Source organism: Desulfomicrobium escambiense DSM 10707 (assembly GCF_000428825.1).
Classification (GTDB): domain Bacteria; phylum Desulfobacterota; class Desulfovibrionia; order Desulfovibrionales; family Desulfomicrobiaceae; genus Desulfomicrobium; species Desulfomicrobium escambiense.
In genome coordinates this window covers 228,386-254,755 of the sequence record NZ_AUAR01000003.1, presented here as the reverse complement: position 1 = coordinate 254,755, position 26,370 = coordinate 228,386, and the positions used below count along the sequence as shown (strand labels likewise).

General features: G+C 58.8%; 41 protein-coding genes. 38 read left to right on the top strand and 3 right to left on the bottom strand.

What is annotated here, in order from left to right:
- The 33 genes from G394_RS20620 to G394_RS0104325 form a co-directional block, all read left to right on the top strand.
- A partial coding sequence (locus tag G394_RS20620) for an EF-Tu C-terminal domain-related protein (RefSeq protein ID WP_483782840.1) occupies positions 1 to 94 on the top strand: 94 nt, incomplete at its 5' end.
- Positions 95 to 109: 15 nt separating this feature from the next.
- On the top strand, positions 110 to 418 hold the full coding sequence (gene rpsJ, locus G394_RS0104470; protein WP_028576635.1) for a 30S ribosomal protein S10: 309 nt from the start codon (positions 110 to 112) through the stop codon (positions 416 to 418).
- A gap of 18 nt (positions 419 to 436) precedes the next feature.
- Complete coding sequence (gene rplC / locus G394_RS0104465) at positions 437 to 1,069, top strand: 50S ribosomal protein L3 (RefSeq protein WP_028576634.1); 633 nt, start codon at positions 437 to 439, stop codon at positions 1,067 to 1,069.
- Positions 1,070 to 1,080: 11 nt separating this feature from the next.
- The gene (rplD, locus tag G394_RS0104460) at positions 1,081 to 1,701 is read left to right on the top strand and encodes a 50S ribosomal protein L4 (protein WP_028576633.1); all 621 of its coding nucleotides are present in this window, start codon (positions 1,081 to 1,083) and stop codon (positions 1,699 to 1,701) included.
- The gene (gene rplW / locus G394_RS0104455; protein WP_028576632.1) at positions 1,701 to 1,991 is read left to right on the top strand and encodes a 50S ribosomal protein L23; all 291 of its coding nucleotides are present in this window, start codon (positions 1,701 to 1,703) and stop codon (positions 1,989 to 1,991) included. Before rplD ends, rplW begins: the two co-directional genes overlap by 1 nt.
- A gap of 2 nt (positions 1,992 to 1,993) precedes the next feature.
- The gene (rplB, locus tag G394_RS0104450) at positions 1,994 to 2,824 is read left to right on the top strand and encodes a 50S ribosomal protein L2 (RefSeq protein ID WP_028576631.1); all 831 of its coding nucleotides are present in this window, start codon (positions 1,994 to 1,996) and stop codon (positions 2,822 to 2,824) included.
- Positions 2,825 to 2,832: 8 nt separating this feature from the next.
- Positions 2,833 to 3,105: a 30S ribosomal protein S19 gene (rpsS, locus tag G394_RS0104445; protein WP_028576630.1), complete on the top strand. Its 273-nt coding sequence runs from the start codon at positions 2,833 to 2,835 to the stop codon at positions 3,103 to 3,105.
- Positions 3,106 to 3,119: 14 nt separating this feature from the next.
- On the top strand, positions 3,120 to 3,452 hold the full coding sequence (gene rplV, locus G394_RS0104440; protein WP_028576629.1) for a 50S ribosomal protein L22: 333 nt from the start codon (positions 3,120 to 3,122) through the stop codon (positions 3,450 to 3,452).
- Between the two features lie 12 nt (positions 3,453 to 3,464).
- Positions 3,465 to 4,103: a 30S ribosomal protein S3 gene (gene rpsC / locus G394_RS0104435; protein ID WP_028576628.1), complete on the top strand. Its 639-nt coding sequence runs from the start codon at positions 3,465 to 3,467 to the stop codon at positions 4,101 to 4,103.
- Positions 4,103 to 4,510 carry a 50S ribosomal protein L16 gene (gene rplP, locus G394_RS0104430; protein WP_028576627.1) on the top strand — a complete coding sequence of 136 codons (408 nt, stop codon included), beginning with the start codon at positions 4,103 to 4,105 and terminating at the stop codon, positions 4,508 to 4,510. The genes rpsC and rplP overlap by 1 nt, the downstream gene beginning before the upstream one ends.
- A 6-nt stretch (positions 4,511 to 4,516) precedes the next feature.
- The gene (gene rpmC / locus G394_RS0104425) at positions 4,517 to 4,720 is read left to right on the top strand and encodes a 50S ribosomal protein L29 (protein WP_028576626.1); all 204 of its coding nucleotides are present in this window, start codon (positions 4,517 to 4,519) and stop codon (positions 4,718 to 4,720) included.
- A complete protein-coding gene (gene rpsQ / locus G394_RS0104420) occupies positions 4,713 to 4,979 on the top strand; it encodes a 30S ribosomal protein S17 (protein ID WP_028576625.1) in 267 nt (88 codons plus the stop codon). The genes rpmC and rpsQ overlap by 8 nt, the downstream gene beginning before the upstream one ends.
- An 11-nt stretch (positions 4,980 to 4,990) precedes the next feature.
- Complete coding sequence (rplN, locus tag G394_RS0104415; RefSeq protein WP_028576624.1) at positions 4,991 to 5,359, top strand: 50S ribosomal protein L14; 369 nt, start codon at positions 4,991 to 4,993, stop codon at positions 5,357 to 5,359.
- A 3-nt stretch (positions 5,360 to 5,362) separates the two neighbouring features.
- On the top strand, positions 5,363 to 5,692 hold the full coding sequence (gene rplX / locus G394_RS0104410) for a 50S ribosomal protein L24 (protein ID WP_028576623.1): 330 nt from the start codon (positions 5,363 to 5,365) through the stop codon (positions 5,690 to 5,692).
- Positions 5,693 to 5,701: 9 nt separating this feature from the next.
- Positions 5,702 to 6,241, top strand: a complete 540-nt coding sequence (rplE, locus tag G394_RS0104405) for a 50S ribosomal protein L5 (protein WP_028576622.1) — start codon at positions 5,702 to 5,704, stop codon at positions 6,239 to 6,241.
- A 13-nt stretch (positions 6,242 to 6,254) separates the two neighbouring features.
- Entirely contained in the window at positions 6,255 to 6,440 is a 186-nt protein-coding gene (locus G394_RS20615; protein WP_015774926.1) for a type Z 30S ribosomal protein S14, read from the top strand.
- 13 nt (positions 6,441 to 6,453) lie between these two features.
- Positions 6,454 to 6,837, top strand: a complete 384-nt coding sequence (gene rpsH / locus G394_RS0104400; RefSeq protein WP_028576621.1) for a 30S ribosomal protein S8 — start codon at positions 6,454 to 6,456, stop codon at positions 6,835 to 6,837.
- A gap of 9 nt (positions 6,838 to 6,846) precedes the next feature.
- Positions 6,847 to 7,386: a 50S ribosomal protein L6 gene (gene rplF / locus G394_RS0104395; RefSeq protein WP_028576620.1), complete on the top strand. Its 540-nt coding sequence runs from the start codon at positions 6,847 to 6,849 to the stop codon at positions 7,384 to 7,386.
- 8 nt (positions 7,387 to 7,394) lie between these two features.
- Positions 7,395 to 7,748 carry a 50S ribosomal protein L18 gene (rplR, locus tag G394_RS21075; RefSeq protein ID WP_028576619.1) on the top strand — a complete coding sequence of 118 codons (354 nt, stop codon included), beginning with the start codon at positions 7,395 to 7,397 and terminating at the stop codon, positions 7,746 to 7,748.
- A 12-nt stretch (positions 7,749 to 7,760) separates the two neighbouring features.
- Positions 7,761 to 8,252 carry a 30S ribosomal protein S5 gene (gene rpsE / locus G394_RS21070; protein WP_028576618.1) on the top strand — a complete coding sequence of 164 codons (492 nt, stop codon included), beginning with the start codon at positions 7,761 to 7,763 and terminating at the stop codon, positions 8,250 to 8,252.
- 8 nt (positions 8,253 to 8,260) lie between these two features.
- Positions 8,261 to 8,431, top strand: a complete 171-nt coding sequence (rpmD, locus tag G394_RS0104380; protein WP_028576617.1) for a 50S ribosomal protein L30 — start codon at positions 8,261 to 8,263, stop codon at positions 8,429 to 8,431.
- The gene (gene rplO, locus G394_RS0104375; RefSeq protein ID WP_028576616.1) at positions 8,431 to 8,877 is read left to right on the top strand and encodes a 50S ribosomal protein L15; all 447 of its coding nucleotides are present in this window, start codon (positions 8,431 to 8,433) and stop codon (positions 8,875 to 8,877) included. The genes rpmD and rplO overlap by 1 nt, the downstream gene beginning before the upstream one ends.
- Before the next feature lie 5 nt (positions 8,878 to 8,882).
- Positions 8,883 to 10,196 (top strand): preprotein translocase subunit SecY, encoded by a 1,314-nt coding sequence (gene secY / locus G394_RS0104370; protein WP_051306939.1) that lies wholly within the window; start codon positions 8,883 to 8,885, stop codon positions 10,194 to 10,196.
- Positions 10,193 to 10,957, top strand: coding sequence for a type I methionyl aminopeptidase (gene map / locus G394_RS0104365; RefSeq protein WP_028576614.1), 765 nt, complete (start codon positions 10,193 to 10,195; stop codon positions 10,955 to 10,957). Before secY ends, map begins: the two co-directional genes overlap by 4 nt.
- 38 nt (positions 10,958 to 10,995) lie before the next feature.
- Positions 10,996 to 11,109, top strand: a complete 114-nt coding sequence (rpmJ, locus tag G394_RS20605) for a 50S ribosomal protein L36 (RefSeq protein WP_084435309.1) — start codon at positions 10,996 to 10,998, stop codon at positions 11,107 to 11,109.
- Between the two features lie 15 nt (positions 11,110 to 11,124).
- Positions 11,125 to 11,496, top strand: a complete 372-nt coding sequence (gene rpsM / locus G394_RS0104360) for a 30S ribosomal protein S13 (protein ID WP_028576613.1) — start codon at positions 11,125 to 11,127, stop codon at positions 11,494 to 11,496.
- Between the two features lie 18 nt (positions 11,497 to 11,514).
- On the top strand, positions 11,515 to 11,904 hold the full coding sequence (gene rpsK, locus G394_RS0104355) for a 30S ribosomal protein S11 (protein WP_028576612.1): 390 nt from the start codon (positions 11,515 to 11,517) through the stop codon (positions 11,902 to 11,904).
- A gap of 11 nt (positions 11,905 to 11,915) precedes the next feature.
- Positions 11,916 to 12,542: a 30S ribosomal protein S4 gene (rpsD, locus tag G394_RS0104350; RefSeq protein ID WP_028576611.1), complete on the top strand. Its 627-nt coding sequence runs from the start codon at positions 11,916 to 11,918 to the stop codon at positions 12,540 to 12,542.
- A gap of 12 nt (positions 12,543 to 12,554) precedes the next feature.
- On the top strand, positions 12,555 to 13,601 hold the full coding sequence (locus G394_RS0104345; RefSeq protein WP_028576610.1) for a DNA-directed RNA polymerase subunit alpha: 1,047 nt from the start codon (positions 12,555 to 12,557) through the stop codon (positions 13,599 to 13,601).
- Entirely contained in the window at positions 13,591 to 13,992 is a 402-nt protein-coding gene (gene rplQ, locus G394_RS0104340; protein ID WP_028576609.1) for a 50S ribosomal protein L17, read from the top strand. The genes G394_RS0104345 and rplQ overlap by 11 nt, the downstream gene beginning before the upstream one ends.
- Positions 13,993 to 14,072: 80 nt before the next feature.
- Positions 14,073 to 14,987, top strand: a complete 915-nt coding sequence (locus G394_RS0104335) for a selenium metabolism-associated LysR family transcriptional regulator (RefSeq protein WP_028576608.1) — start codon at positions 14,073 to 14,075, stop codon at positions 14,985 to 14,987.
- Positions 14,984 to 16,030 (top strand): selenide, water dikinase SelD, encoded by a 1,047-nt coding sequence (selD, locus tag G394_RS0104330; protein WP_084435307.1) that lies wholly within the window; start codon positions 14,984 to 14,986, stop codon positions 16,028 to 16,030. Before G394_RS0104335 ends, selD begins: the two co-directional genes overlap by 4 nt.
- The gene (locus G394_RS0104325) at positions 15,943 to 17,523 is read left to right on the top strand and encodes an ASKHA domain-containing protein (protein WP_084435305.1); all 1,581 of its coding nucleotides are present in this window, start codon (positions 15,943 to 15,945) and stop codon (positions 17,521 to 17,523) included. Before selD ends, G394_RS0104325 begins: the two co-directional genes overlap by 88 nt.
- A gap of 24 nt (positions 17,524 to 17,547) precedes the next feature.
- Here G394_RS0104325 and G394_RS0104320 read toward each other — a convergent pair whose 3' ends face one another.
- Complete coding sequence (locus G394_RS0104320) at positions 17,548 to 17,922, bottom strand: DUF3568 family protein (protein WP_028576605.1); 375 nt, start codon at positions 17,920 to 17,922, stop codon at positions 17,548 to 17,550.
- Positions 17,923 to 17,981: 59 nt separating this feature from the next.
- Positions 17,982 to 19,706: a single-stranded-DNA-specific exonuclease RecJ gene (gene recJ, locus G394_RS0104315; RefSeq protein ID WP_028576604.1), complete on the bottom strand. Its 1,725-nt coding sequence runs from the start codon at positions 19,704 to 19,706 to the stop codon at positions 17,982 to 17,984.
- A gap of 153 nt (positions 19,707 to 19,859) precedes the next feature.
- Here recJ and G394_RS0104310 point away from each other — a divergent pair, with 153 nt between their 5' ends.
- The gene (locus tag G394_RS0104310; RefSeq protein WP_028576603.1) at positions 19,860 to 20,738 is read left to right on the top strand and encodes a DUF2156 domain-containing protein; all 879 of its coding nucleotides are present in this window, start codon (positions 19,860 to 19,862) and stop codon (positions 20,736 to 20,738) included.
- Here the strand turns inward: G394_RS0104310 and topA are convergent.
- The gene (gene topA / locus G394_RS0104305) at positions 20,735 to 22,984 is read right to left on the bottom strand and encodes a type I DNA topoisomerase (RefSeq protein WP_028576602.1); all 2,250 of its coding nucleotides are present in this window, start codon (positions 22,982 to 22,984) and stop codon (positions 20,735 to 20,737) included. The genes G394_RS0104310 and topA overlap by 4 nt on opposite strands.
- A 123-nt stretch (positions 22,985 to 23,107) precedes the next feature.
- Here topA and era point away from each other — a divergent pair, with 123 nt between their 5' ends.
- The 4 genes from era to G394_RS17920 are packed head-to-tail and all read left to right on the top strand — an operon-like array spanning position 23,108 to position 26,370.
- Positions 23,108 to 24,028: a GTPase Era gene (era, locus tag G394_RS0104300; RefSeq protein WP_028576601.1), complete on the top strand. Its 921-nt coding sequence runs from the start codon at positions 23,108 to 23,110 to the stop codon at positions 24,026 to 24,028.
- Between the two features lie 11 nt (positions 24,029 to 24,039).
- Positions 24,040 to 24,735, top strand: a complete 696-nt coding sequence (locus G394_RS0104295; RefSeq protein WP_028576600.1) for a YggS family pyridoxal phosphate-dependent enzyme — start codon at positions 24,040 to 24,042, stop codon at positions 24,733 to 24,735.
- A 23-nt stretch (positions 24,736 to 24,758) separates the two neighbouring features.
- Entirely contained in the window at positions 24,759 to 25,514 is a 756-nt protein-coding gene (locus tag G394_RS0104290) for a motility protein A (RefSeq protein ID WP_028576599.1), read from the top strand.
- 19 nt (positions 25,515 to 25,533) lie between these two features.
- Complete coding sequence (locus tag G394_RS17920; protein ID WP_043774685.1) at positions 25,534 to 26,370, top strand: OmpA/MotB family protein; 837 nt, start codon at positions 25,534 to 25,536, stop codon at positions 26,368 to 26,370.

Here is a 26,370-nt window from a genome sequence, read left to right as displayed (position 1 = left end):
CAACCCGATCGCCATGGAAAAGGGCCTGCGCTTCGCCATCCGTGAAGGCGGCCGTACCGTCGGTGCCGGCGTTGTTTCCGAAATTCAGGAGTAATGGGGCAAAGCCATCATGAACAGTGATAAAATTCGCATTAAGTTGAGAGCGTACGACTACCGCATTTTGGACAAGGCTGTTGCCGAGATCGTTGACTCCGCACGTAACACCGGCGCTTCCATTGCCGGCCCGATTCCGTTGCCGACTCGCATCCATAAGCAGACCATTCAGAAGTCTGTGCATGTGGACAAGAAATCTCGTGAACAGTTTGAAATGCGTGTGCACAAGCGCCTTTTAGACATTCTTGAACCCACCCAACAGACAGTTGATGCGCTGGGCAAGCTGAATCTTCCCGCTGGCGTTGATGTAGAAATCAAGCTGTAGGGATAACGAGAGGCTATCATGAAACAGACTTTGGGAATTGTTGGGCGCAAGATCGGTATGACCAGGATTTACGGAGCTGACGGCAACGTCATTCCTGTCACGGTCATCCAAGCCGGTCCTTGTCCTGTTATTGACAAAAAGGTCAGTGAAAAAGACGGCTACGCTGCTTTGCAGGTAGGTTTCGAAGAAGTTGCTGCGCATCGTCTGAACAAACCTGAGCAGGGCCATCAGCAGAAGGCAAATTGTGGCTTTTACAAAATGCTGAAGGAAATCCGTCTCGGTAACGTCGATGAATATGAAATCGGACAGAAACTGACTGTCGAAATGTTCACCCCCGGCGAAAAGGTTCGCGTGACTGGCACCTCCAAGGGTCGCGGCTTCGCGGGCGTCATCCGCCGTTGGAACTTCGCCGGCGCTCCGGCCACGCACGGACATGAGCAGGTTCACAGAAAGCCCGGTTCTATTGGCCAGTGCGCCTGGCCGAGCAAGGTATTCAAGGGCAAGAAGCTTCCGGGTCAGCTCGGAAACAAGACGGCGACCATGCTCAACATCGAGATTGTCGACGTCCGCCCTGAGGACAATGTCGTGTTGGTTCGCGGCCAGGTCCCGGGACCCAAGCAGGGGATCGTTGTCCTCAGCAAGATGAAATAGGGGTGAAGATAATGGCAAACGCGAAAGTATATGATCAGAACAGGAAGGAAGTCGGCGAGATTTCCCTGGCTGACGATGTCTTCCAGGTCGAGGTCAAGCCTGAATTGCTGCACCTCGCCGTGCGCTCCCACTTGGCCAAGCTCCGCGCCGGCACCGTCGGCGTGAAGACCCGCGGCCTGGTCAGCGGCGGCGGCAAGAAGCCTTGGCGCCAGAAGGGCACTGGCCGTGCCCGCGCCGGATCCAGCCGCTCCCCCCTGTGGCGCAGCGGTGCCATCGTGCACGGACCGCAGGCTCGGGGTTACGGCTTCAAGATCAACAAGCAGGTCCGCAAGCTGGCCCTGAAGATGGCGCTGTCCTCCAGGTTCACGACCGACAGCCTGCTCGTTGTCGACCAGCTCCGCTTCGACGACATCAAGACCAAGAACTTCGTGGTCTGCAAGAATACCTTGGGTCTGAAAAAAGCCTTGATTGTTGTTGCCGAAAAAGATACCAACCTTGCTCTTTCGGCCAGGAACGTTCCTGGCATTCTCGTGTTGGATCCGCAATCGGTCAACGTCTACGAAATCCTCAAGTATCCTCAGATGGTCCTGGACCAGGGCGCTGTCGCCGTGTTGCAGGAGAGGTTGAAATAATGGAAAGCACGCAAGTATTACTCAGGCCGCTGATCTCGGAGAAATCCACGGGCCTCAAGGAGCTTGGCAATCAGGTTGCTTTTTATGTGCATACTGCCGCGAACAAGATCGACGTTCAGCGGGCCGTTGAAGATGTCTTCAACGTGAAGGTCACTGCGGTGAACATCGTTAACTACCGTCCGCGGACCAAAAAGAAGTTCGGTCGCGCGGTCGGCAAGCTCAGCGGTTACAAGAAAGCTTACGTCTCTCTCGCTGCCGGCGAAAAGATCGATTTCTTTGAAGGGGTATAACCATGGCAATTCGCAAGCTTAAACCCACATCTGCCGGACGCCGGTCGATGACGGTGCTCACGTATGATGAGATCACCCGTACGACCCCTGAGAAGTCCCTGACCAAGGGTTTGACCAAGAAGAGCGGTCGCAACCATTTTGGCCGCGTGACCATGCGTCGTCGCGGCGGTGGAAACAAGTCACTGTATCGCTTGATCGATTTCAAGCGCAACAAGTTGGACATTCCCGCCAAGGTTGCCACCATCGAATACGATCCGAACAGAAGCGCTCGCATCGCCCTGCTGCATTACGCCGACGGCGAGAAGCGTTACATCATCTGTCCTGTCGGCATCAATGTCGGCGACCAGATCCTGGCCGGCGAAAAGGCTGACATCAAGCCCGGCAACGCCCTGCCTCTGGCCAGGATTCCCCTGGGTACCCTCGTGCACAACGTGGAACTCTACCCGGGTCGCGGCGGACAGCTTGTCCGTTCCGCCGGTTCCTACGCTCAGGTCATCGCCAAGGAAGACAAGTATGTCCTCTTGAGACTGCCGTCCGGTGAAGTCCGCAAGGTGCTGGCCGTGAACTCGGCCACTGTCGGACAGGTCGGCAATATCGAACACGAGAACGTGTCCATCGGCAAGGCCGGCCGCAACAGATGGCTTGGAAAGCGTCCCAAGGTTCGTGGCGTGGCCATGAACCCGGTCGATCATCCGCTTGGCGGCGGCGAGGGCAGAAGCTCCGGCGGACGTCACCCCGTGACTCCTTGGGGCAAGCCCACGAAGGGTTACAAGACCCGTTCGCCCAAGAAGAGTTCTTCCAAGCTTATCGTCAAACGCCGCGGAACTAAGTAGGAGTTGATATGCCAAGGTCTCTGAAAAAAGGCCCCTTTGTGGACGGCCATCTTATCGCTAAGGTGGAGAAGTCCAACGCTGAAAGAAGCCGTCAGGTGATCAAGACCTGGTCCCGCCGGTCCACGATTATTCCCGAGATGGTCGGTCTTACCTTTGCTGTGCATAACGGTAAGAAGTTTATCCCGGTGTTTGTGTCCGAAAATATGGTCGGACACAAACTTGGTGAATTCGCACCCACCCGGACATATTTTGGCCACGCTGCTGATAAGAAGAAGAAATAGGCAGGAAGTTTCACATGGAAGCAAGATCGGTTGCCAAGTTTATACGCGTTTCTCCGCAGAAAGCCAGGTTGGTCGCACGTAACGTGACCGGCAAGCCTGTCGAGGATGCGTTGAATGTCCTGAAATTCACCCCGAAGAAAGCTGCCCGTCTGATCGAGAAGGTCCTGACGACTGCGATTGCCGATGCCGAGCACAACTACAAGCTGAACGTCGACAACCTCTATGTAAAGGAAGTTCGCATCGACGGCGGCCCGAGCTGGAAACGCATACAGTCGCGAGCGATGGGCCGGGCTTACAGAATTATCAAGCGCACCAGCCACATTACTGTGGTTGTCGATGAACTCTAGGAGGGCAGTGCTTTGGGTCATAAAGTTCATCCTTACGGATTCCGTTTAGGGTACAACAAAAACTGGAAGTCCCGTTGGTTCAGCGACAAGAAGTATGCCGAGTATGTTTTCGAGGACAGCAAGCTTCGGAAATACGTGAAGGAAAAGCTCTTTCACGCCGGCATTGCGAAGATCGAAATCGAAAGAGCTGCCGACAAGGTTCGTTTGATTCTTTTCACTGCGCGCCCCGGTATTGTTATCGGACGGAAAGGCGTCGAAATTGAAAAGCTGCGGGCTGAACTGAAAGGTAAGTTCGGTCGCGAGTTCGTGATCGAAGTCAATGAAATCCGCCGCCCCGAAACCGACGCCCAGCTCGTCGCCGAGTCCATTGCCCAGCAGCTTGAGCGCCGCGTGGCTTTCCGCCGCGCCATCAAGAAAACTTTGGGCATGGCCCAGAAGTTCGGCGCCCAGGGCATCAAGGTGCAGTGTGGCGGTCGTCTGGGTGGTGCGGAAATCGCTCGCACCGAGTGGGCGAGAGAAGGCCGGGTGCCTTTGCACACCCTTCGTGCCGACATCGATTACGGCGTAGCGTTGGCCAAGACCACCTACGGCGTCATTGGCATCAAGGTGTGGGTGTTCAAGGGAGAGATCCTGAGCGAGGTGGATAACTGATGCTGAGTCCCAAGAAAGTCAAATTTCGGAAGCAGCAGAAGGGTCGTATTCGCGGCTTAGCGCAGCGTGCGACCACGGTTGCTTTTGGTGATATCGGTTTGAAGGCTATGGAGTGTGGAAAGATCACGAGCCAGCAGATCGAAGCCGCTCGTATCGCTATGATGCGACATATCAAGAGAGGCGGTAAGGTCTTCATTCGAATCTTCCCCGACAAGACGATCACTGCCAAGCCCCTGGAAGTACGTCAGGGTAAAGGTAAAGGTTCTCCGGTAGGCTGGTGCGCTCCTGTGCAGAGAGGTCGCATTATTTACGAAATTAAAGGCGTGGATGTTGAGCTGGCCAAAGAAGCATTGCAAAGAGCTGCCTACAAGCTGCCTATCAAGACTCTCATAGTCGAAAAGGAGTAAGACAGGATGAATGCTCAACAGTTACGTGAATTGGATTCTGTGAAACTCCAGGAAAAGCTTGGTGAATTTCGCAAGGAATTGATGAATCTTCGTTTTCAGCACGCGACGGCGCAGCTTGAAAATAGTCAGAGAATACCGCTTGTTAAGAAATCCATTGCTCGGATTTTGACGATTATGAAAGCGAAGGACATGGAGACAGGTGATGAGTAACAGCGGAAAGACATCAAACAAGAGAACTCTTGTTGGCTTCGTAGTGAGCGATAAGAACGACAAGACTATAGTCGTCCGTGTCGAGACTCTGGTCAAACATCCTGTTCTTAAAAAATATATCCGCCGCAGAAAGAAATTCATGGCTCATGACCCCAACAATGAATGTCACATTGGGGATAAGGTTCAGATCGTCGAACACCGCCCCTTGAGCGCGCGGAAGAATTGGCATCTGGTCAAAATCATTGAAAGAGCTTTGTAGGGGATTGCAAAATGATTCAAATGCAGACGACTTTGGATGTCGCAGACAATTCCGGAGCCAAAAAGGTTGCCTGCATCAAGGTGCTAGGCGGTAGCAAGAGGCGCTATGCTCGTGTCGGCGACATTATCATGGTCTCCGTCAAAGAAGCCATCCCTCATGGCAAGGTCAAGAAGGGCGATGTTCTCCAGGCAGTAGTTGTCAGAACAACAAAGGAGATCGGACGCCCCGACGGAACCTTCATCCGCTTCGACAACAATTCGGCAGTGCTGCTGAATAAGAACCTTGAGCCTATGGGTACTCGTATTTTTGGACCTGTTGCGCGTGAATTGCGGGCGAAGAACTTTATGAAGATCGTATCTTTAGCCCCCGAGGTGTTGTAAGTTATGTCTACCAAGGTTTGGAAAATTCACAAAGATGACAACGTCATTATTCTTGCCGGAAAAGACAAGGGCAAGATCGGTAAGGTTGTCAAGATTCTGCGCAGCAAGAAGCAGGTTATTGTCGAGAAGGCTAACATGGTGAAGAAGCACACCAAGCCCAATCCCTACAACAACCAGCCGGGTGGGATTGTCGAGAAGGAAATGCCCCTGGATATTTCCAATGTTCAGGTGATTTGCAACGCCTGCTCCAAGCCGACTCGCCTCGGCTACAAGATTACCGACGATAACAAGAAAGTTCGTTATTGCAAAAAATGCAATGAAACGATCAGCTAAGGTGCAGCAATGAGTAGTTTCGAAACGATCTACAAAGATAAAGTCGCTCCCGAACTCGCGAAGGAATTCAATTACAAGTCTGTAATGCAGATTCCTTCGATCAAGTGCGTCTCATTGAACATGGGACTTGGTGAGGGTAGCCAGAATAACAAAATCATTCAGGATTCTGTACGCGATTTGTCTCTGATTGCTGGTCAGCGGGCTGTTGTAACGCGGGCAAAGAAGTCCATCGCCGCTTTCAAACTGCGCGAGGGAATGCCTGTAGGCTGCCGTGTATCGCTTCGCGGAGACGCAATGTGGGCTTTCCTCGAAAAGCTCATTGTCATCGCCCTTCCCCGAGTCCGCGACTTCCGCGGTGTTCCGGACAGAGGCTTTGACGGACGTGGAAATTATACCCTGGGCATCAAGGAACATACGATCTTTCCGGAAATTGAAATGGACAAGATCGAGAAGCCTGTGGGTATGAATATTACAGTCGTAACTACTGCCCAGACTGACAAAGAAGGCAAGACGCTGTTGAAGCTTCTTGGAATGCCCTTCAAGAAGTAAGGAGGAGTGTAACTTGACTCGCACATCACTCATGGTCAAGGCGCAGCGGAAGCCCAAATTTTCCACACGCCAGTACAACAGGTGTCCTATTTGCGGCCGTCCCAGGGCCTTTATGCGCAAGTTTGGCATTTGCAGAATCTGCTTCAGGAATATGGCCCTTGCCGGTGAATTGCCAGGCGTAAGAAAATCTAGTTGGTAAATGAGGTACGCTCATGTCTGTCATAGATCCTATCGCAGATTTGTTGACTCGAATTCGTAATGCATACAAGGCGATGCATTCCAGTGTCTCCGTTCCGCCCAGTCGCACCCGCGAGGCGCTGCTTAAAATATTGAACGAAGAAGGCTATATCAACGGGTATGCCAAGGAGAACGAAGCTCTCCTGGTCGATCTGAAATACCACGAGAACAAGCCCGTCGTCGCTGGTCTGAAGAGAATCAGCAAGCCCGGCCGCCGAATTTATGTCGGTGCTAAGTCGATTCCTTCTGTCCAGAATGGCCTCGGCATCTGCATCTTGTCGACCTCCAAGGGCATCCTTGAAGGCAAAAAGGCTGCCGAAATCGGCGTTGGCGGCGAACTTCTTTGTGAGATTTGGTAGGAGATCGCTATGTCTCGTGTAGGAAAACAGCCCATCAGCATCCCCAGCGGTGTTGATTTCAAAATCGCGGAGGGCGTGATCGAAGTGAAGGGGCCCAAGGGCGCTCTTTCCCTGGCCACGCACCCCGCCATTGAAGTTAAGGTCGAAAACAATACGATTTTCGTGACCCCTGCGGAAGATACCCGCATCGCCCGTCAGCAGCACGGGCTGCGGAGAACCTTGCTGGCCAACGCCGTCACCGGCGTGACCAAAGGCTTCGAGAAGACTCTCGACGTCATTGGTGTCGGCTACAAGGTCAACGTCCAGGGTAACACGGTCGTTCTTAATGTCGGCTTTTCGCATCCGGTCAACTTCGTGCTCCCCGCCGGCGTACAGGCCAAGGTGGACAACACCAAGATCACCATTTCCGGGTGCGACAAGCAGGTTGTCGGCGAAGTGGCCGCTCAGATCCGTCGTGTGCGTCCGCCGGAACCGTACAAGGGCAAGGGCATTAAGTACTCTGATGAGACTATCCGTCGCAAGGCCGGCAAATCCGGCGGCAAGAAATAGGATACGCCATGAAATTATCACGTGAAGAAGCCCGTAAGAACCGCAAGACCCGGATTCGCAAAAAGGTCAACGGCTCGCCCGACCGTCCGCGTCTTGTTGTTTACCGGTCTAACAAGCACATTTACGCCCAGATCATCGACGATCTTGCCGGCGCGACCCTGGCTTCTGCTTCCACGCTGAGCCTGGAAGGCGACAACACTCGCCTGACTGTCGAGAACGCGAAGTTGGTGGGAAAGAAAGTTGCCGAAGAGGCGATCAAGAAGAGCATCACTTCCGTGGTCTTTGATCGCAACGGCTTCGTGTACCATGGCCGGATCAAGGCCGTTGCCGATGGAGCCAGAGAAGGCGGCTTAAATTTTTAATAGAGGACATCCATGCAACAGAACGAATTTGAACTCATTGAGAAAATAGTCTATCTCAATCGCGTCGCCAAAGTTGTTAAGGGTGGCCGCCGATTCAGTTTCAGCGCTCTGGTCGTCGTAGGCGATGGCAAGGGTACCGTCGGATTCGGCCTGGGTAAGGCCAACCAGGTGCCGGACGCCATCAAGAAAGCTACCGACCGGGCCAGGAAAAGCATGCAGAAGGTCGAACTTCTGGATGGCACCATTCCCTACGAGATCGTTGGGAACTTCGGCGCCGGGCACGTGCTCCTCAAGCCCGCGTCCGCAGGTACCGGCATCATCGCCGGCGGACCGGTTCGTGCTGTCATGGAGGCCGTCGGCGTCCATGACATCCTGACCAAGGCCATTGGCACGAACAATCCGCACAATGTTCTTCGCGCCACGTTTGCCGGATTGCGCTCGCTTCGTAGCGCCGAACACGTCGGACGGATGAGGGGCAAGTCCCTCACCATCAAGAGAAAATAGGTGCAGTTATGATCACGATTAAACTGACAAAGAGCCTGATCACGCAGAATCCCGCTCAGAAGCGCACCGTGAAGGCTCTCGGTTTCACCAAGCTCAACCAGGTCCGTACGCTTCCCGATAACGAATGCGTTCGCGGGATGATCAATAAAGTCAAGCATCTTGTCGAGGTTATTCAATAATGAACCTGCACGAACTCTATCCGTTTCCCGAGGAACGCGCCAAGGTGAAGAGAATTGGCCGCGGCACCGCGTCCGGCCAGGGCGGAACCTCCGGCAAGGGCCATAAGGGTCAGAACGCCCGCGCCGGCGGCGGCGTGGCTCCGTGGTTTGAAGGCGGCCAGATGCGCCTTTATCGCCGATTGCCCAAGCGTGGGTTCAAGAATCCCTTCCGTGTCGTGTACCAGGGCCTGAACCTGTCTACCGTGTACGCCGCTTTCGCCGACAAGAGCGAAGTGACCATCGAGGATCTGTATGCTGCCGGTCTCGTCGATCGCAACATGCCCGTCAAGATCCTCGGCGACGGTGAGGCCGGCAAGGTGCTGAAGATCACTGCACACAAGTTCAGCAAGCAGGCCGTCGAGAAGATCACTGCCGCTGGTGGTGAAGCAATCTCCATCGAAGGATAACTATTGTGAGTATATCCAAAGGCGCAAACACTGGCACGTCGGAGCTGAAAAGCAAGTTCATCTGGACTTTTCTTCTTCTGGCCGTATACCGTGTCGGTGTGCATCTGCCGATACCCGGTGTTGACGGTAACGCCCTGGCGGACTTCTTTGCCAACGCCCAGAACACGCTCTTCGGTCTCTTTGACATGTTCTCGGGCGGCGGTCTCAAGAATCTGTCCATTTTCGCCTTGGGCATCATGCCGTACATCTCCGCTTCCATCATCCTGCAGCTCCTGACCGTTGTCAGTCCCGAACTCAAGAGACTGAGCAAGGAGGAGGGAGCTGCCGGACGGAAGAAGATCACTCAGTACACCAGATACGGAACCGTTCTCATTTCCGTCATCCAGGGTCTTGGAATCGCCGTCGGCGTCGAAAGCATGACCAGCCCCACCGGGGCTGCCATCGTGTATATGCCCGGCTGGGGATTCCGTCTGATCACCGTCCTGACCCTTACGGCCGGGACGATATTCATTATGTGGCTCGGCGAGAAGATCACGGAAAAAGGGATCGGCAACGGCATCAGCCTCATCATCTGCGCTGGCATCATCGCAGGTCTGCCCAGCGGGATCGGAAAGTCGTTCCGCCTGTTTACCGCGGGCGACGTATCCCTGTTCACCGTGCTGCTCGTTCTGGTCGTCATGGCCGGAGTGCTCGTGGGCATTACGTTCATGGAGCGTGCGCAGCGCAGAATCCCCATCCATTACGCAAAACGGATGGTCGGGCGGAAAATGTACGGTGGGCAGACGAGTCACCTTCCTCTGCGAATCAATACCGCCGGTGTCATTCCGCCGATCTTTGCCTCTTCGATTCTGATGTTTCCTGCGACGATCGCTAACTTCTCCCATGTCGAGTTCCTGAATCGCATGTCCGATTATTTCCGGCCCGATTCGTTGCTCTACAACATTTGTTTTGTCGGCTTCATCGTCTTTTTTTGCTTCTTCTATACCGCCATCGTCTTCGATCCCAAGGAAATCTCCGAAAACCTCAAGAAACAAGGGGCTTTCGTTCCAGGCATCCGTCCTGGTTTCAAGACGAACGAGTATATCGACAAGGTTCTGACGCGTTTGACTTTGTGGGGCGCTTTGTATATCTCCACCGTCTGCGTTTTGCCCATGGTGCTCATGAAGCAGTTCAATGTGCCCTTCTATTATGGCGGCACGTCGCTACTCATTGTCGTGGGCGTAGCCATGGACACCATGGCCCAGGTCCAGTCCCATCTCATTTCGGGGCGTTATGACGGCCTGCTGGCCAAGGCAAAGATCAAGGGCAGACAGGGTTGAAAAAGCATAGAGGCATCTTCCTGAAAAATGATCAGGAGATAGCTCTACTCCGGGAAGCCAACCGCATCGGTGCTCTTATTCTCGATGCACTCGGGCAGATGGTGGCTCCCGGAGTTTCATCCTGGGACCTTGAGGAAAAGGCGAACGACCTCTGTGCTCACTACGGGGTTGTTCCGGCGTTCAAGGGGTATCTTGGTTTTCCGTACGCGCTCTGCTGCTCGCTCAACGAAGTGGTCGTGCACGGTTTTCCCACCAAGACGCCTTTGCGGGACGGAGACATTCTGTCCATAGATTTTGGTGTGAAGTTTCAGGGTTTTTACGGTGATACCGCAAGGACCTTTCCTGTAGGAAATATCAGTGAGGGCGCGGCCCGTTTGCTGGAAGTCACCCGGGACTCCCTGTATAGAGGGATTGCCCGGGCCAAGCCAGGAAACGACCTTTACGATATTTCACGGGCTGTACAGGAATGTGTCGAAGCTCAAGGGTACTCCGTAGTCAAGCGTTTCGTAGGGCATGGAATTGGCCGGATGCTTCATGAGAAGCCGGAAATCCCCAATTTCGTGCCGCGGGACAGCTCGAGACTGCCTTTGAAGCCGGGTATGGTGCTCGCCATTGAGCCAATGGTTGCCATGGGGTCCGACCAGGTCGAAATCCTCTCCGACGGGTGGACCGCTGTAACCAAAGATAGAAGCCTGTCAGCTCATTTTGAACATTCTGTGGCGATTACCAAGGACGGACCAATCATTCTCAGCCAGCTGTAAGCCGACTGGGATCCAATTGAAAAGCTTCGGGGGATTCAATGAAAGTTAGACCTTCAGTTCGCAAGATTTGTCCCAAATGCAAGATCATCAAGCGCAAAGGCGTGCTTCGTGTGATCTGCGACAATACGCGGCATAAACAAAGACAGGGTTAAGGATAGGGGGATATTGTGGCAAGATTAGTTGGTGTAGATTTGCCGAGAAATAAAAGGCTCGATATTGCATTGACATATATTTACGGGATCGGCCGGGCTACAGCTCTCAAAATCCTTGATTCTACGGGCATTGATTGGACCAAGAACAGTGATGACCTCACTGCGGACGACGTCAACATCCTGCGCAAAGAACTTGAGGCCAATTACAAGGTCGAGGGTGATCTGCGTCGCGAAGTCGTTGCCAACATCAAGCGCCTCATGGACATTGGTTGCTACAGAGGACTGAGACATCGACGCGGCTTGCCTTGTCGCGGACAGCGCACGCATACCAACGCGCGCACACGCAAGGGTCCACGCAGAGCCATTGTTGGTAAGAAGAAAAAGTAACTGGGTGGAGACAGACACATGGCAAGACCTCAGAGAGTCATCAAGAAAAAGGAAAAGAGAAATATCCCCACGGGTATCGCTCATGTGAACAGCACGTTCAATAATACGATCATCACGTTCACCGATCCCACAGGGAACGTCATCAGCTGGGCGAGTTCCGGTGCATCCGGGTTTAAGGGGTCCCGCAAGAACACCCCCTTCGCGGCTCAGAAAGCAGCGGAGACCGCTGCCCGCAAAGCCATGGACTGCGGCATGCGCACCGTCGGCATTCTCGTGAAGGGACCCGGTTCCGGACGTGAGTCCGCCATGCGCGCCATCAACGCCGTCGGCCTGCGCGTCGCCTTTATCCGCGACGTCACGCCGATTCCGCACAATGGTTGTCGTCCGCCCAAACGTCGTAGAGTATAGGGGGTTTTACCTTGGCTAGATATACAGGCCCAAAATGCAGGATTTGCCGTAGAGAAGGCGGAAAGCTTTTTCTGAAAGGCGATAGATGTTACACGGACAAGTGTGCTTTCGAGCGTCGCGCCTATGCGCCCGGCGATCACGGCAAAGCACGCAAGAAACCCAGTGATTACGCTCTCCAGCTGCGCGAGAAGCAGAAGGTGAGAAAGATGTACGGCATTCTCGAGGGCCAGTTCCGCCGTTATTTCGAGGAAGCCGAACGCCGCAAGGGCGTCACCGGTACGAATCTGCTGACCCTGCTTGAAACGCGCATCGACAACGTCGCGTACAAGCTCGGTTTCGCCAATTCGCGCAGCCAGGCCCGTCAGATGGTTCGTCATGGGATTTTCCTTCTGAACGGTCGTCGCGTCAGCGTGCCGTCGATTCAGATGAAGCCGGGTGACGTTCTTGAAGTGCGCGATCGCACCAAGAAGAATCTCGTCATTAACGAAGCTTTGGAAGTTGTCGCCCGTCGTGGCGTGCCTGCATGGCTCGAGATCGATGCTCCTGCCCTGAAGGGATCCGTCAAGGCTTTCCCGACCAGAGAAGATATCACTTTCCCGATGACGGAGCAGTTGATTGTTGAACTCTACTCCAAATAGCAGGCGGTAAACATGAGTTCTACGTATAGCGGAGACAAAAAGGTTTACGTCCGGAATTGGGCAGAGCTTGTCAGGCCCGAACAGCTGGAAAAGGATTCGAAGAGCGACGCCATGTACGGGCGGTTCGTCTGCGAACCCCTTGAACGGGGGTTCGGGACCACCATCGGAAACGCATTGCGTCGGGTGCTCCTGTCCTCCTTGCAGGGCGCTGCGCCCGTATCGGTCAAGATTCAGGGCATTCAGCACGAATTCACGACCATCCCGGGCGTGAATGAAGATGTCACGGACATCGTCCTTAACCTCAAGCAGTTGCGCGTGGCCATGAACACCCCTGAACCCCAGCGGGTTCAGCTCATCGCCAACGCAAAGGGCGAGGTCAAGGCCTCGGCCATTGTAGAGAACCAGCACATCAAAATCCTCAACCCCGAACTGCACATCGCCACCCTGTCCGAGGACATCGACCTCGTCATGGATCTGGAGATTCGCATGGGGAAGGGATACGTGCCTGCCGAAATGCATGAGGATCTGGACAACGAAATCGGCGTGATCACTCTTGACTCGAGCTTCTCCCCCATCCGCAAGGTAGCGTATGCCGTGGAGCAGGCGCGTGTCGGTCAGATGACCAACTACGACAAGCTGATCATGGAAGTGTGGACGGACGGCTCCATCACGCCTGACGACGCACTTGCCTACAGCGCCAAGATTCTGAAGGAACAGCTGACCGTCTTCATCAATTTTGACGAAGGGTCGGCCGACATCGAGAAGGCCAAGACCAAGCCTCAGGACAAGGTCAACGAGAACTTGTTCAAGAATATCGAGGATCTGGAGTTGCCCGTGCGGGCAAGCAACTGCCTCAAGAGCGCTGGCATCCATATCGTCGGTGAACTGGTTCAGAAGACCGAGGCCGACCTGCTCAAGACCAAGAACTTCGGCCGCAAGTCCCTTGAGGACATCCGCCGGGTGCTGGAGAGCATGGGCCTGGATTTTGGCATCAGAGTCGATAATTTCGATGAATTGTACCAGGATTGGTTAAAGAGGAACGAAGAAGATGAGGCATAGAAACTCTGGTCGAAAACTGGGGCGCACGTGGGAACACCGCAAGGCCCTGATGAAGAATATGGCCCGTTCCCTGGTCGAGCACGAGCGCATCCGGACCACGGAAGCCAAGGCCAAGGAACTGCGCATCCTGGCCGACAAGCTGGTCACCATGGCTCTCGTGGATAGCCTGCACGCCCGTCGTCAAGCCTATGCGATACTGGGCAGCCATCACAGCGTGCAGAAGCTCTTCAATGAGATCGGCCCGCGCTTCAAGGAAATCCCCGGCGGTTACACGCGTGTCGTCAAGTTCGGCATCCCGCGCGTCGGTGACAGTGCACCCATGGCCATGATCGAATTCACGCGACTGGCCGAATCCGCACCTGCTGAGGAAACTGGGAAGAGCGAAGAATAGTTGAGCAAAAATAAGGCAGCACGGCTGCCTTATTTTTTAACTATATCTATCGTTTTTATCTATGCCAAGGATTGCTCATTATGGATATACGGAAGATTGAAGCGTTTTCCAAGGTGTACGAAAACCGGAGTTTTTCTCGGGCCGGGAAGGAGCTGTATCTTTCCCAGCCGACCATCAGCGCGCATGTCGCATCGCTTGAGCAGGAACTCGAAGTGCAGCTTTTCGACCGCATCGGCCGGACCGTGGTGCCAACCAAGGCCGGAGACGTGCTCTATCAGCATGCCAAGCGCATATTCGAAGCATCTGAACTTGCCATTTCCGAAATCCGGAAGCTGCAGGATCGCATCACCGGCAAGCTCGACCTCGGCGGAAGCACCATTCCGGCCAATTACATCCTGCCGCCTCTTCTGGCCGGATTCTGGCAGACCTACCCAGAGGTCATCATGGACCTGCACATCGCAGACTCCGAAGACATCGTCAGCCGGGTTCGCGACAACGCGTTGATGCTCGGGGTGGTCGGCGGCCATTTCGAGTCTCCCGACCTCCATTTCGAGCCTATCGCCACGGACTCCCTCGTGCTTGTCATGACACCAGCCCTGAGAGATCGCACCGCGCATCTCCCCCCTGAGGAGTTGCTGCGCAGCCTGCCGTGGGTCATGCGCGAGGAGGGCTCCGGCACGCGGATGGCAATGGCGGCGAGTCTGGCCGGCTTCTCCATCGACGTGAATTCGCTGCGCACCGTCATGATGGTCCGCAATGCCGGCGCCATGGCGCGCTGTCTCTCGGCCGGGATGGGCGCTGCAATAACCTCCGCGATCACCGTTGGCCCCGAATTGCGAACAGGGCGCCTGGTCGCCTTGGATTTGCCCGGTCTGCAGATGGAACGCTCGTTTTACGTCGTGTTCAACACGAAGCGTTCCCTCTTCCCGGCAGCCCTGAAGCTGATAGAATATCTCAAAAACAACGCTGAAAATCAGGTGAGGACACAGTCGTGAACAAGACGCCTCTTGTACAGACAGTCACTGCCGCCGGTTGAGCCTCCAAGCTCTCTCCAGGGGACCTGGAGCAGGCGCTTAGCGGGCTCGACGTGAGTCCGGACGACCGAATCCTTACTGGGCTGGGCAACAGCGAGGACGCGGCCGTCGTCCTTTTCCCTTCCGGCAAGGCCTTGGTCCAGACTCTCGATTTCTTCACGCCCATCGTCAACGATCCATTCCGGTTCGGTCAGATCGCCGCGGCCAACTCCCTGTCGGATGTCTACGCCATGGGGGGGGAAGCCTATGCGGTCATGAACATTGTGTGCTTCCCGTCGTCGTCGATGGAAATTTCGGTGCTACGCGAGATTCTGCGCGGCGGCCTGGTCAAGATCCGCGAGGCGGGCGCGATGCTCGTCGGTGGGCACAGCGTCCAGGACAAGGAACTCAAATACGGCCTCTCGGTGTCCGGGATCATCGACCCGGAGCGGTACGCGACCAATGCCGGGCTGCGTCCCGGCGATACCCTGATCCTGACGAAGCCCATCGGTTCGGGAGTCCTGGCGACGGCCATCAAGGCCGGCTGGGACGGTGCGGAAGCCGACGAAGAGGAGCTCTTCACGTGGGCGGCGCGGTTGAACCGGACCGCGGGGGCGGCGATCGCCGCATTCGGTCTGCGCGCGGCAACGGACGTAACCGGGTTCGGGCTGGGCGGGCACCTGCTTGAGATGGCCACGGCCTCGGGATGTACCGTCCGTCTGCAAACCGGTGCCGTGCCCATCATGGGACGCGCGGCGGAACTGGCCGGAATCGGCCTCTTGCCGGTCGGCAGCCATGCCAACAGGCATTATTGTGACAAGACCGTCATGCAGCTTCCTGGGCTTGACCCGATCACGGTGGACCTCATGTTCGACGCGCAGACCTCGGGCGGTATGGTGCTGGCCGTGCCAGAGGAACTGGTCGACGAGGTGCGCGCATGGCTTACGGCGCAGGGCGAAATGGCCGCGATCATCGGTGGCGTCGAGCGACAGAGAAGCGACGGCAGGCGCCTTGTCCTGTGCTGACGATTGAAATACGACAGCATTCCGGCGAAGTTGAATCCATTAGCGTCGCGCCGGGCCGTTCCTTCCTGAACGCGTTGTTCGAGGCCGGCGTCGGCCGTGGCCGACTCGTGTGTGGTGGAAGCGGGCTGTGCGGCAAATGCAGAATCCGCTTTTTGACGTCTGCGCCGCCGCCGTGTCCCGAGGACTTTCTGCGCCTTGGGGCGGACGAGGTGGCTGCCGGATGGCGCCTGTCCTGCCGGCATGAGGCGACAGTTTCCTGCCGGATAGAGGATCCCGGCCCGCCGCCGGCCATGCCGAAGTTTGGCCGTGCCGACGGGGTGGCGATCGATGTCGGGACCACGCGCATCAAATGGGCTCTCCGGCGAGGCGATGAGCATGGCCGCGAATATGCGGTGTTCAATCCGCAGATGGCCGTTGGCAGCGAAATCATGTCCAGGCTGCGCTACGCTCTTTCGTCCCCGGCCGGCCGCAGTCATCTCCGGGAATCCGTACTGCGGGTGCTGCGGGATGTGGCTGGTGCAAGCGGCGCTACGGCCATGGCCCTTTCCGCGAACAGCGCCATGGTCTCCCTCCTGCTCGACGTCCCCCTGACTGGCCTGGCCTACGCGCCGTACAGCCTGCCATGGCGGGGCGGCGAGGTCGTCGATCTCGGTCCGGGCTTGCCGCCGGCGTACATTCCGCCCCTGCTGGGGCCGTTCATCGGGGCCGACGTCAGCGCCGGCCTGGCCTGCATTACCGCGCAACGCCCCCGCTACCCCTATATCCTCTCCGATCTCGGGACAAACGGGGAATTCGTCCTCGCCGTGGATGAACGACGGTATTTCGCGTGCAGCGTGCCCATGGGGCCGGCCATTGAGGGCGTCGGGCTGTGCTGCGGCGCCGCCGCCGGGGAGGGCGTCCTGAGCAGGGCCGAGCTGACACCGGCCGGTCTGCGATGGGACACGTGGAACATGACGGGCATCTCCGGGACGGGTTACATGTCGCTGTTGGCTCTGCTGCTCCGGCTGGGGCTTGTCGGCACGGACGGGCATTTCCGGGCGGGATCCATGCCCCTGGCGCGCAAGGTCGGGACACGACTGTGCGCACATCCCTTGGGCAGGATCTTCGAGCTGGATGGAGATGTTTTCCTGGCGGAACGGGATGTCGAGGAGTTTTTGAAGGCCAAGGCCGGGGTCAACGTCGGTCTCAGGACTTTGATCGGGCTTGCGGGCTTGGCCGAGGGGGACGTGGCGGCGGTCTATCTGGCCGGCGCCCTCGGGGAGCACTCGCAGACCGAGGATCTGGTCGCCCTGGGCTTTCTGCCGGAGGTGTGGAAAGATCGGGTCACGATGGCCGGCAACACGTCGTTGGCGGGGACCATGCTGGCCTTGCGCGATGAGGGAACCCGGCGGTGGCTCGCCGGGTTGCCCCCGTTGGTCAGGGTGGAGTCGTTGGTGGAAAGGGATGATTTCGGCCCCGCGTTCATGAAGGCCATGCGCTTTGCATGGACGTAGCGGCGAGCCGCGGGTGCCGTCGGGCTACAGCTTGGCGCCGATGGCGTCGTGAATGCGCCGTGACGCCTGTTCGTCTCCCAGGTACCCCACGCGGATGGAAATCTCGGTGGTTGTCGAACTCTGCGTCTTGAGATTGATCCACACCTCGCGCTCTCCGTCCCTGGTCTTGACCGTCGCCTGGCTCAACTGCATTTCGCGTTCGAGCACAGGGAGTCCCAGGGATTCGCAGCCTGCGATGGACGCCCGATATGCCCCGTCGAGATTCACGTTGTAGGTTTTTTTCAACTGGCCTGCGACATACGTGTATGTCCCCACCGCAGCCGCGCCGCCGACCACGACGGCCGCACATCCCGTGCACAGCAGCACGAGGAGAATGGCCATATTCCGTATGGCTTTCATAGGTCATTCCTCCGTTTTTTCCGTCTTCTACGTGTTTTCAGGCCCAAAGGAAAGGGCGTTCACTCGACGGTCAGGATCTCCTGGACGGACAGCTCGATCTGCATCAGACCGTTGAACTTTGACAGGCGGGGGGTGTAGGCGATCTTGACCCTTCGGCCTTCAAGTGATGTGTCCTGCCAGCGTTCGCCCTGGCGCCAGGCAACGGCGCGCATGCTCGTTTGGTCGGTGGTGTCGGAGAGGTGGAGTTCCAGATGCTTCTTCTGGCTGAAAAAGCGGTGGCGCAGGATGTTCAGGGGCGGCGAGAGAAAGATGGGTCTCGGATTGCCCTGTCCGTAGGGCTGCAGCAGCTCCAGCTCCTTGAGAAAGGTATGGTCGATGAACGAGAAGGGCAGTTCGGCGTCCAGCTCCAGTATGGGCGGCGCCGGATTCGCCCCGAGCTGCTCCTCCACGGCCCAGGCGAAGAGATTCTTGAGGTTGGCCAGCTGGAACGGCTCGAGCTTGAGGCCCGCAGCCTGGCGGTGTCCTCCAAATTTGTAGAGGCACTGCTTGCAGGACAGCAGGGCCTGGTAGAGGTCGAAGGTCGGCGTGGAGCGGCCGGACCCCTTGAAGATGCCGTTTTCCTTGGTCAGGATGAGGCAGGGGCGGTGGAAGCGCTCCACGATACGCGAGGCGACGATGCCGATGATGCCGGAGTGCCAGTGCTCCGAGTGCAGGACCAGTCCCGGCAGATGGAGCTGTGATTCGGCCTGGATGATGGCCTCCTCGAGGATGCGCTGCTCCTCGACCTTGCGCTTGGTGTTGAGCCGGTCGAGCTGCTCGGCCATGATGCGGGCTTCGTCGCGGTTTTTCTCCAGAAGCAGGCGCACGGCCAGGTCCGGGTCGCCGATGCGCCCGGCGGCATTGATGCGCGGGGCCAGGGCGAAGCCGATGGCCCCGGTGCCGACGCTCTCCTCCGGCGTCAGGCCGCTGATTTCCTTGAGGGCCTGGATGCCAAAGCGGCGGCCTTCCTTGATGAGGAGCAGACCGTTCTTGACCAGGATCCTGTTCTGGTCGTCAAGCGGGACCACGTCGGCCACGGTGCCGAGAGCGACAAGGTCCAGGAAATCCCGGATGTCGACCTGGGGGCCGGGCAGGATGCGGTTCAGGGCGCCCATGAGCAGAAAACTCACGCCCACGCCGGAGAGATTGGGGGAGGGCCAGCCGCCAAGCTTGGGATTGATGATGATGTCGGCGCCAGGGAGCTCCTGCCCGGGCAGATGATGGTCGGTGACGATGACCTGCATGCCCAGATCCTTGGCCGCGCGGATCTCTTCCGTGCTGGCGATGCCGCAATCCACGGTCAGCAGTAGCCCGACGCCCTTGTCGGCCAGATCCCGGATGCCGTCCAGGTGCAGACCGTAACCGAAGTCGAGCCTGTCGGGGATGAAGTGCAGGATGTCGACGCCCCGGGCGGCCATGAAATCCTTGACCAGGGCCGTGGCAGTGATGCCGTCCACGTCGTAGTCGCCCCACACGGCGATCCTGCGTCCTTCCTCGACGGCCTGGCGCATGAGTTCCGCGCCCGCCTCGACGCCGGGCCATCTGTCCAGGGGGTGCAGATAGCGCAGGCCGGGGCTCAGGAACTTGTCCATGTCCCCTTCGGAAGCCAGACCGCGCAGGGACAGCAGGTGGACGAGCAACGGGCTGACCTCGAGGCGCCGGGCAATCCGCTCCTGCTCGGCCCGGGGCAGGGCCGCCTCGGGCGGTGGGGTCTTGAGCCTCCAGGTGGGCTGGTTTTCCGACATGGCCTATCCAGAAAAACGGTGATTGACGCTTTGACAGTCAAGGGCCACAAAGTATAATTGTTTTTGGCTCGACTGCAAGAGCTTTGATTTCTTGAATTTTTGATCCGTCTCAAACCGGCCGTAATTGTTGCCTATCTTGACCTGCGAGGTTTCATGGACATCACATTCAGCCCCATCTCCCTGGAGGGGCAGACAGAATACAACCGGCATCTGGCGTTGTGCGGTCAGAAGGCGTCTGACTACAGTTTCGTCAACCTGTGGGGATGGGGCCGGGAATACGGACTGGAATGGGCTTTCCTCGAAGGGTGCGTGCTCATCCGGCAGACCTTTCCCCAGACCCTTTATTGGGCGCCGGTCGGGGATTGGACGGGCGTGGACTGGGTGTCGCTGCGCGAGGCCCTGCCCGGCGACGCCTGCTTCATCCGCATCCCCGAGCAGCTCAAGATCATCTGGGAGACGACGATGTCCGGCATCCGGGTCGAGGAGTGCCGCGACCATTGGGACTATCTCTACGACGTGGCCGAACTCGTCGAGCTCAAGGGGCGCAAGTTCCACAAGAAGAAGAACCTGCTGAACCAGTTCCTGCGCGATTATGACGCCCGCTTCGTGCTGCTGGACGAGAAGACCGTGGAGTGCGCCCTGGCCCTGCAGACGGACTGGTTCCTGTGGCGCAACACCGAGAACGACCGGACTCTGGAGGCCGAAAACCTGGCCATCGTCAAGGTCATGCACGACTGGTCGCGCCTGCACGGCCTCATCGGCGCCGGCCTGGTGGTCGACGACAAGATGATCGCCTACACCATCGCCGAGGCACTGGACGAGACGAGCGTCGTCATCCACTTCGAAAAGGGGTGTCCCAATTTCAAGGGGGTGTACCAGGCCATCAACCAGATGTTCCTGGAGCGGTGCTGCCAGGGGTTCCGGGTCGTCAACAGGGAACAGGATCTGGGCGACGAGGGTCTGCGCAAGGCGAAGATGAGCTACAACCCGGTGGACTTTTTGAAGAAGTATTCGGTCTGTCTGCGCGGCTAAGCCGGCTGCTCGATCTTCTCCCAGTAGCCGCATTCCTTCTTCGGGCAGGCCAGGTGGGGGCCCTTGGCCTTGGACTCCTTGCGCACGAGGATCTTGGACCCGCAGAGGGGGCACGGCTTGGCCACGGGGTAGTCCCAGACCGCGTAGTCGCATTTAGGGTACTTGCTGCAGGAGTAGAAGGGCTTGCCGCGGCGACTGGTCTTTTCCACCAGTTCCCCGTCGCACCCTTCGCGGGGGCAGGCCACGCCGGTGCCGACGGATTCGGCGTGCCGGCATTCCGGGTAGTTGGAGCAGGCCACGAAGCGCCCGCCGGTCTTGGTCTTCTTGACCACGAGGCGGCCGGTCTTGCACTTGGGGCACAGGCCGAGTTCCTCGGGGGGCTCCTCCTTGACCAGCTGGATCTGTCCGGCGGCGTCGCGCGTGTAGTTGCTGGTGAAGGCGCAGGCGGGATAGTTGGTGCAGCCCAGGAACGTGCCGTTCTTGCCGAATTTGACGACAAGCCGGCCGTCCTCGCACTGCGGGCACGAAAGCCCCGTGTCCATGCCGGCCTTGACCTGGGCCATGGTCTCGCGGGCCTTGTCCAGGGTGGGGTAGAAATCCTTCGCGAAATCCTTCAGCAGTTCCACCCAGTCCGTGTCGCCCTCGGCCACGTGGTCCAGGCCCTCTTCCATGCGCGCCGTGAAACCGGCGTCCATGAGCTGTCCGAAATGCTCCACCAGCAGGTCGCAGACGATGACGCCCAGGTCCGTGGGCTCGAAATGCTTTTCGGCCATCCGCACATAGTCGCGTTCGGTCAGGGTCGAGATGATGGCGGCGTAGGTGGACGGGCGGCCGATGCCCAGTTCTTCCAGCCTGTGAACAAGGGAAGCTTCGGAGAATCTGGCCGGAGGCTGGGTGAACTTCTGCTCCTTGTGCAGCTTGTCCAGGCGCAGTTCCTGGCCCTTTTCCAGGCCCGGCAGGGTCGCCGTGGCCGAGTCCTCAACCTGGGGCCAGACGCGCAGGAAGCCCGGGAAGATGAGGCGTTCGCCCTTGGCCCGCCATTGGGCCGGGCCGCTGGCCACGGTCACGACCGTGTCCCAGAAGCGGGCCGAGGCCATCTGCGAGGCCATGAAGCGCTCCCAGATGAGGCGGTAGAGCTTGTACTGCTCCGGGGGCAGGGCGTTCTTGATGGAGTCCGGGGTCAGGGACGGGTCCACGGGACGGATGGCCTCGTGGGCGTCCTGGGCCGAGCCCTTGCTTTTGTAGACCCTGGCCGTCTTGGGGTAGAAATCCGGGCCGAGGTTGGCCGTGATCCATTCGCGGGCCGCGTCGCGGGCCTCGTCGGAGACGCGCACCGAGTCGGTACGCATGTAGGTGATGAGCGCCGTGGTACCGCGTTCGCCCAGTTCCACGCCTTCGTAGAGGCGCTGGGCCACGGACATGGTCCGCTTGGCGTTGAAGCCGAGCTTGTTGCTGGCGTCCTGCTGCAGGGTGGAGGTGATGAAGGGCGGGCGCGGCTGGCGCTGGCGCTCCTTCTCGACCACGTCCTCCACCAGGAACGACTGTCCCGCGATGCGTCCCTCCAGGGCCAGGGCCGCGCCTTCGTCGCCGATGACGGGCTTGGCGCCGTCGACCTTCCACAGGTCGGCCTCGAAGGGCGGGGGCGTGGCGCCTTCCAGCGTGACCTTGAAGAGCCAGTACTCCTCGGAGACGAAGGCCTGGCGTTCGCGCTCGCGGTCCACGATGAGGCGCAGGGCCACGGACTGGACCCGGCCGGCGGACAGTCCGCGCTTGACCTTCTTCCAGAGGAGCGGAGAAATCTTGTAGCCCACGAGTCGGTCCAGGATGCGCCTGGCCTGCTGGGAGTCGAAGAGGGGCTTGCGCAGTTCGGTCGGGTGGGCCAGGGCCTCTTTGACAGCCTTGGCCGTGATCTCGTTGAACTGGATGCGCTTGAGATTGGTGTTGGAGCCTTTGATGATCTCGGCCACGTGCCAGGCGATGGCCTCGCCCTCGCGGTCGGGGTCCGGGGCCAGGTAGACCGTGTCGGCTGCCTTGGCTGCGGATTTGAGCTTGCTGACGACCTTGGCCTTGCCGGGGATGATCTGATACTCCGGCGTGAAGTCGTGTTCCTCGTCCACGCCGAGGGTCTTGGCCGGGAGATCCCGTACGTGACCCACGGACGCTTCCACTTCGTAACCGCTGCCCAAAAACTTCTTGATGGTTTTGATTTTGGCGGGTGATTCGACGATGATTAAGTCCTTGCCCATAATGTTTGGGGCCTATATCCAGATTCCGAAGCGCAGGGCAAGGGGTATTTCCCGCCATTCCCGTGCTTATTCCCGTGACGGGTTTTCAACCCGGCAATATCCTTTTACAAAGATTGCATGGAAATGACGCAAAGCACATACAAAGCCGGCTTCATCGCCCTCATCGGGCCCCCCAACGCCGGGAAGTCCACCTTTCTGAACGCCGTCCTGGGAGAGAAGATCGCCATCGTCTCGCCCAAGCCCCAGACCACCCGCACGAGCATCACCGGCATCCGCACCACGGCCGAGGAGCAGATCGTCTTTCTGGACACGCCCGGCATCCACGCCGCCCGTGGCAAGCTGAACCGCTTCCTGGTCGACGCGGCCTGGGGCGCGGTGCAGGAGGCCAACGGCGTGGTGCTGTTCCTCGACGGCTCCAAGTACGCGGGCAACGCAAAGGCCCTCGAACGCGACCTGCGGCCCATGGCCGCCAAGCTCGGTACCCTGGGCGTGCCCATGGCCGTGGCCCTGAACAAGGTCGACCAGATCAAGCCAAAGGAACGCCTGCTGGGCCTGCTGGCCGACTGCGCCGCCCTTTGGCCGGGCGTCGAACTCGTCCCCGTCTCGGCCAGGACCGGCGAGGGCCTGGAGACGCTGCTGAAGATCATCCGCGAGTTCCTGCCGTTCAGTCCGCCGCTCTTCCCCGAGGACCAGCTGAGCACGGCCTCGGTGCGCTTCCTGGCTTCGGAGATCATTCGCGAGAAGCTTTTTCTGGGCCTCGAACAGGAATTGCCCTACAACGTGGCCGTGGAGATCGAGAGTTGGGAGGAAATCCCTGAAGAGAACATGACCATGATCTCGGCCACGATCTATACGTCAAAAAACAGTCACAAGGGCATGATCGTCGGTCGGCAGGGGCAGAACCTCAAGAAGGTCGGCCAGCTGGCCCGTCAGGAGATCAAGGGTCTGCTGGGCGGCAAGGTCCACCTGGAACTGTGGGTCAAGGTCCGCGAGGGCTGGACCGAGGACGGCCAGTTCATGATCTCCCTGGGCCTGGGGTCCTGAGGAGGGCGGGCATGGAAGCGGCGGAGATGAGGCAGAGGTGGTGCGAAGTGCTGGAGCGCATGGCCGCGGCGGCCCGTACGGCCGGGCGCGAGGCGGGTGACGTGCGCCTCGTGGCCGTGTCCAAGCTGCATCCCGCCGATGCCGTGAGGGCCCTGTACGAGGCGGGCCAGCGTGAGTTCGGGGAGAACTACGTGCAGGAGGCCGAGGCCAAGATGGCCGTCCTGCCCCCGGAAATTTCATGGCACTTCATCGGTCATCTGCAGACGAACAAGGCCAGGAACGTGGTGGGGCGTTTCAGTCTGATCCACGGCGTAGATTCCCTGAAGCTGGCTCGTTCGTTGCATGACAGGGCCCGGGCCATGGACCTGGTCCAGGACGTGCTCGTGCAGGTCAATCTGGCCGGCGAGAGCCGGAAGAGCGGCATCCTCGAAGGGGATTTGCCGCCGCTGGCGGAGTTCCTGGCGGGCTCGGCGCATCTGCAGTGGCGTGGGCTCATGCTCATGCCTCCGTTCTTCGACGACCCGGAGCGGGCGCGCCCCTGGTTCGCGCGCCTGCGCGGCCTGGCCGAGTCCCTGCGCGCAGGCTTCGGGCTCCCGCTCCCGGACTTGTCCATGGGCATGACCGGAGATTTCGAGGCCGCAATCGAGGAAGGGGCCACGCTGGTGCGCATCGGCACGCGGATATTCGGGGAACGCGACACGAACTAACGGCCAAAGGGGAAGCTTGTCTTATGGATCTGGCCACCATCATCGGAATCCTGGTTGCCTTCGGGCTGGTCATCGCCGCCTTGGGCCGGGACTTCATGCTCTTCTTCGATTTCTCCTCGGTCCTCATCGTCTTCGGCGGCACCCTCGGCGCGGTGCTGGTGACGTACCCGCTGGAGAGCGTGCTCGGCGTGGCGCGCATCATGGGCAAGACCTTCACCTCCAAGGCCCAGGAGCCCGGGGAGCTCATCGCCCAGTTCACGGACTACGCCACGCGCGTGCGGCGCGAGGGCATTCTGTCCCTGGAGGCGCATCTCAAGAGCATTCCCGACGACTTTCTGCGCAAGGGCCTGCAGCTGACCGTCGACGGTCTCGACCCCCAGCTCATCCAGGAGATTCTGGAGACCGAGATCGCCTGCCTGGAAGAGCGCCACCTCAAGGGCGCGGAGATCCTGCAGACGTTCGGGAGCCTGGCCCCGGGCATGGGCATGGTCGGCACCATCATTGGCCTGGTGCTCATGCTCAAGCGCATGAACGACCCCAGCACCATCGGGCCGGCCATGGCCGTGGCCCTGCTGACCACGTTCTACGGGGCGATTCTGGCCAATCTCGTCTTCAACCCCATGGCCGGCAAGCTCCGGGCCCGCAGCCGGGAAGAAGTCCTGGTGCGGACCATGATCGTCGAGGGGATCATGTCCATCTCGCGGGGCGAGAACCCGCGCATCCTCGAAGAGAAGATGAACAGCTACCTGCCGCCCAAGGAGCGCAGGTTCAGACCCTGAAGGACGGCCGGGGAACGCCATGCTCAAACGCAGGGAAAAGCGCCAGGAACCCGACTCCGGGCTCCCGTCCTGGATGATCACCTTTTCGGACATGGTCACCCTGATGATGACGTTTTTCATCGTGCTGGTGTCCATGGCCTCCATGACGGACGTCTACAAGCGCAAGGTGGCGCTTGGCTCGGTTTCCGGCACCTTCGGGACGGGCGCCCCCAGCCTGGACGACCTGACCATCTCCGACACCCGTACGCGCGTCGATCCCGGTCCGATCAATGTTTTTCACGACCTTTCGCCGGTCAAGGAGCGGCTGCAGGAAGACCCGGACAAGGATCTGCGCTTCGAGTCCAACCGGTTCATCCAGCGCCTGTCCATGGACGCCGCGGCCCTGTTCGCGCCCGGGACGGCCGAATTGACCGAGCATGGGCGCGCCCTGCTGGCCAAGGTCCTGCCCGTGGTGGCCGCGAGCGCGTACCCCATGGGGCTGTCGGGGCACACCGCCGAAGGCATGGACGAATACGGGCCGGATTATCTGCCCAAACCGTGGGTCAAGGTCGATTTCTCCTGGGAACTCTCTCTGGCCCGGGTTGTGGCCGTGTACCGCTATTTCCTCGAAGCCGGCATCCCGCAGGACAAGCTGCGCCTGGAAGCCTACGGGCGCTTTCGGCCGCGTGTCGGCGGGGACAGCCGTGAAGGCAGGCAGGCCAACCGGAGGGTGGAGCTCACGCTGGATCACCGCATCGGCAGTTGGAGCGCCGAACTGGCCGCGCAGAAGGCGCTGGAGGAAGAGAAGGCGCGCGTGAAGGACAGCTTCAGCGTGGACGATTTCCTCTTCCGCTTCGACCTGCCGGGGAAGCCCTGA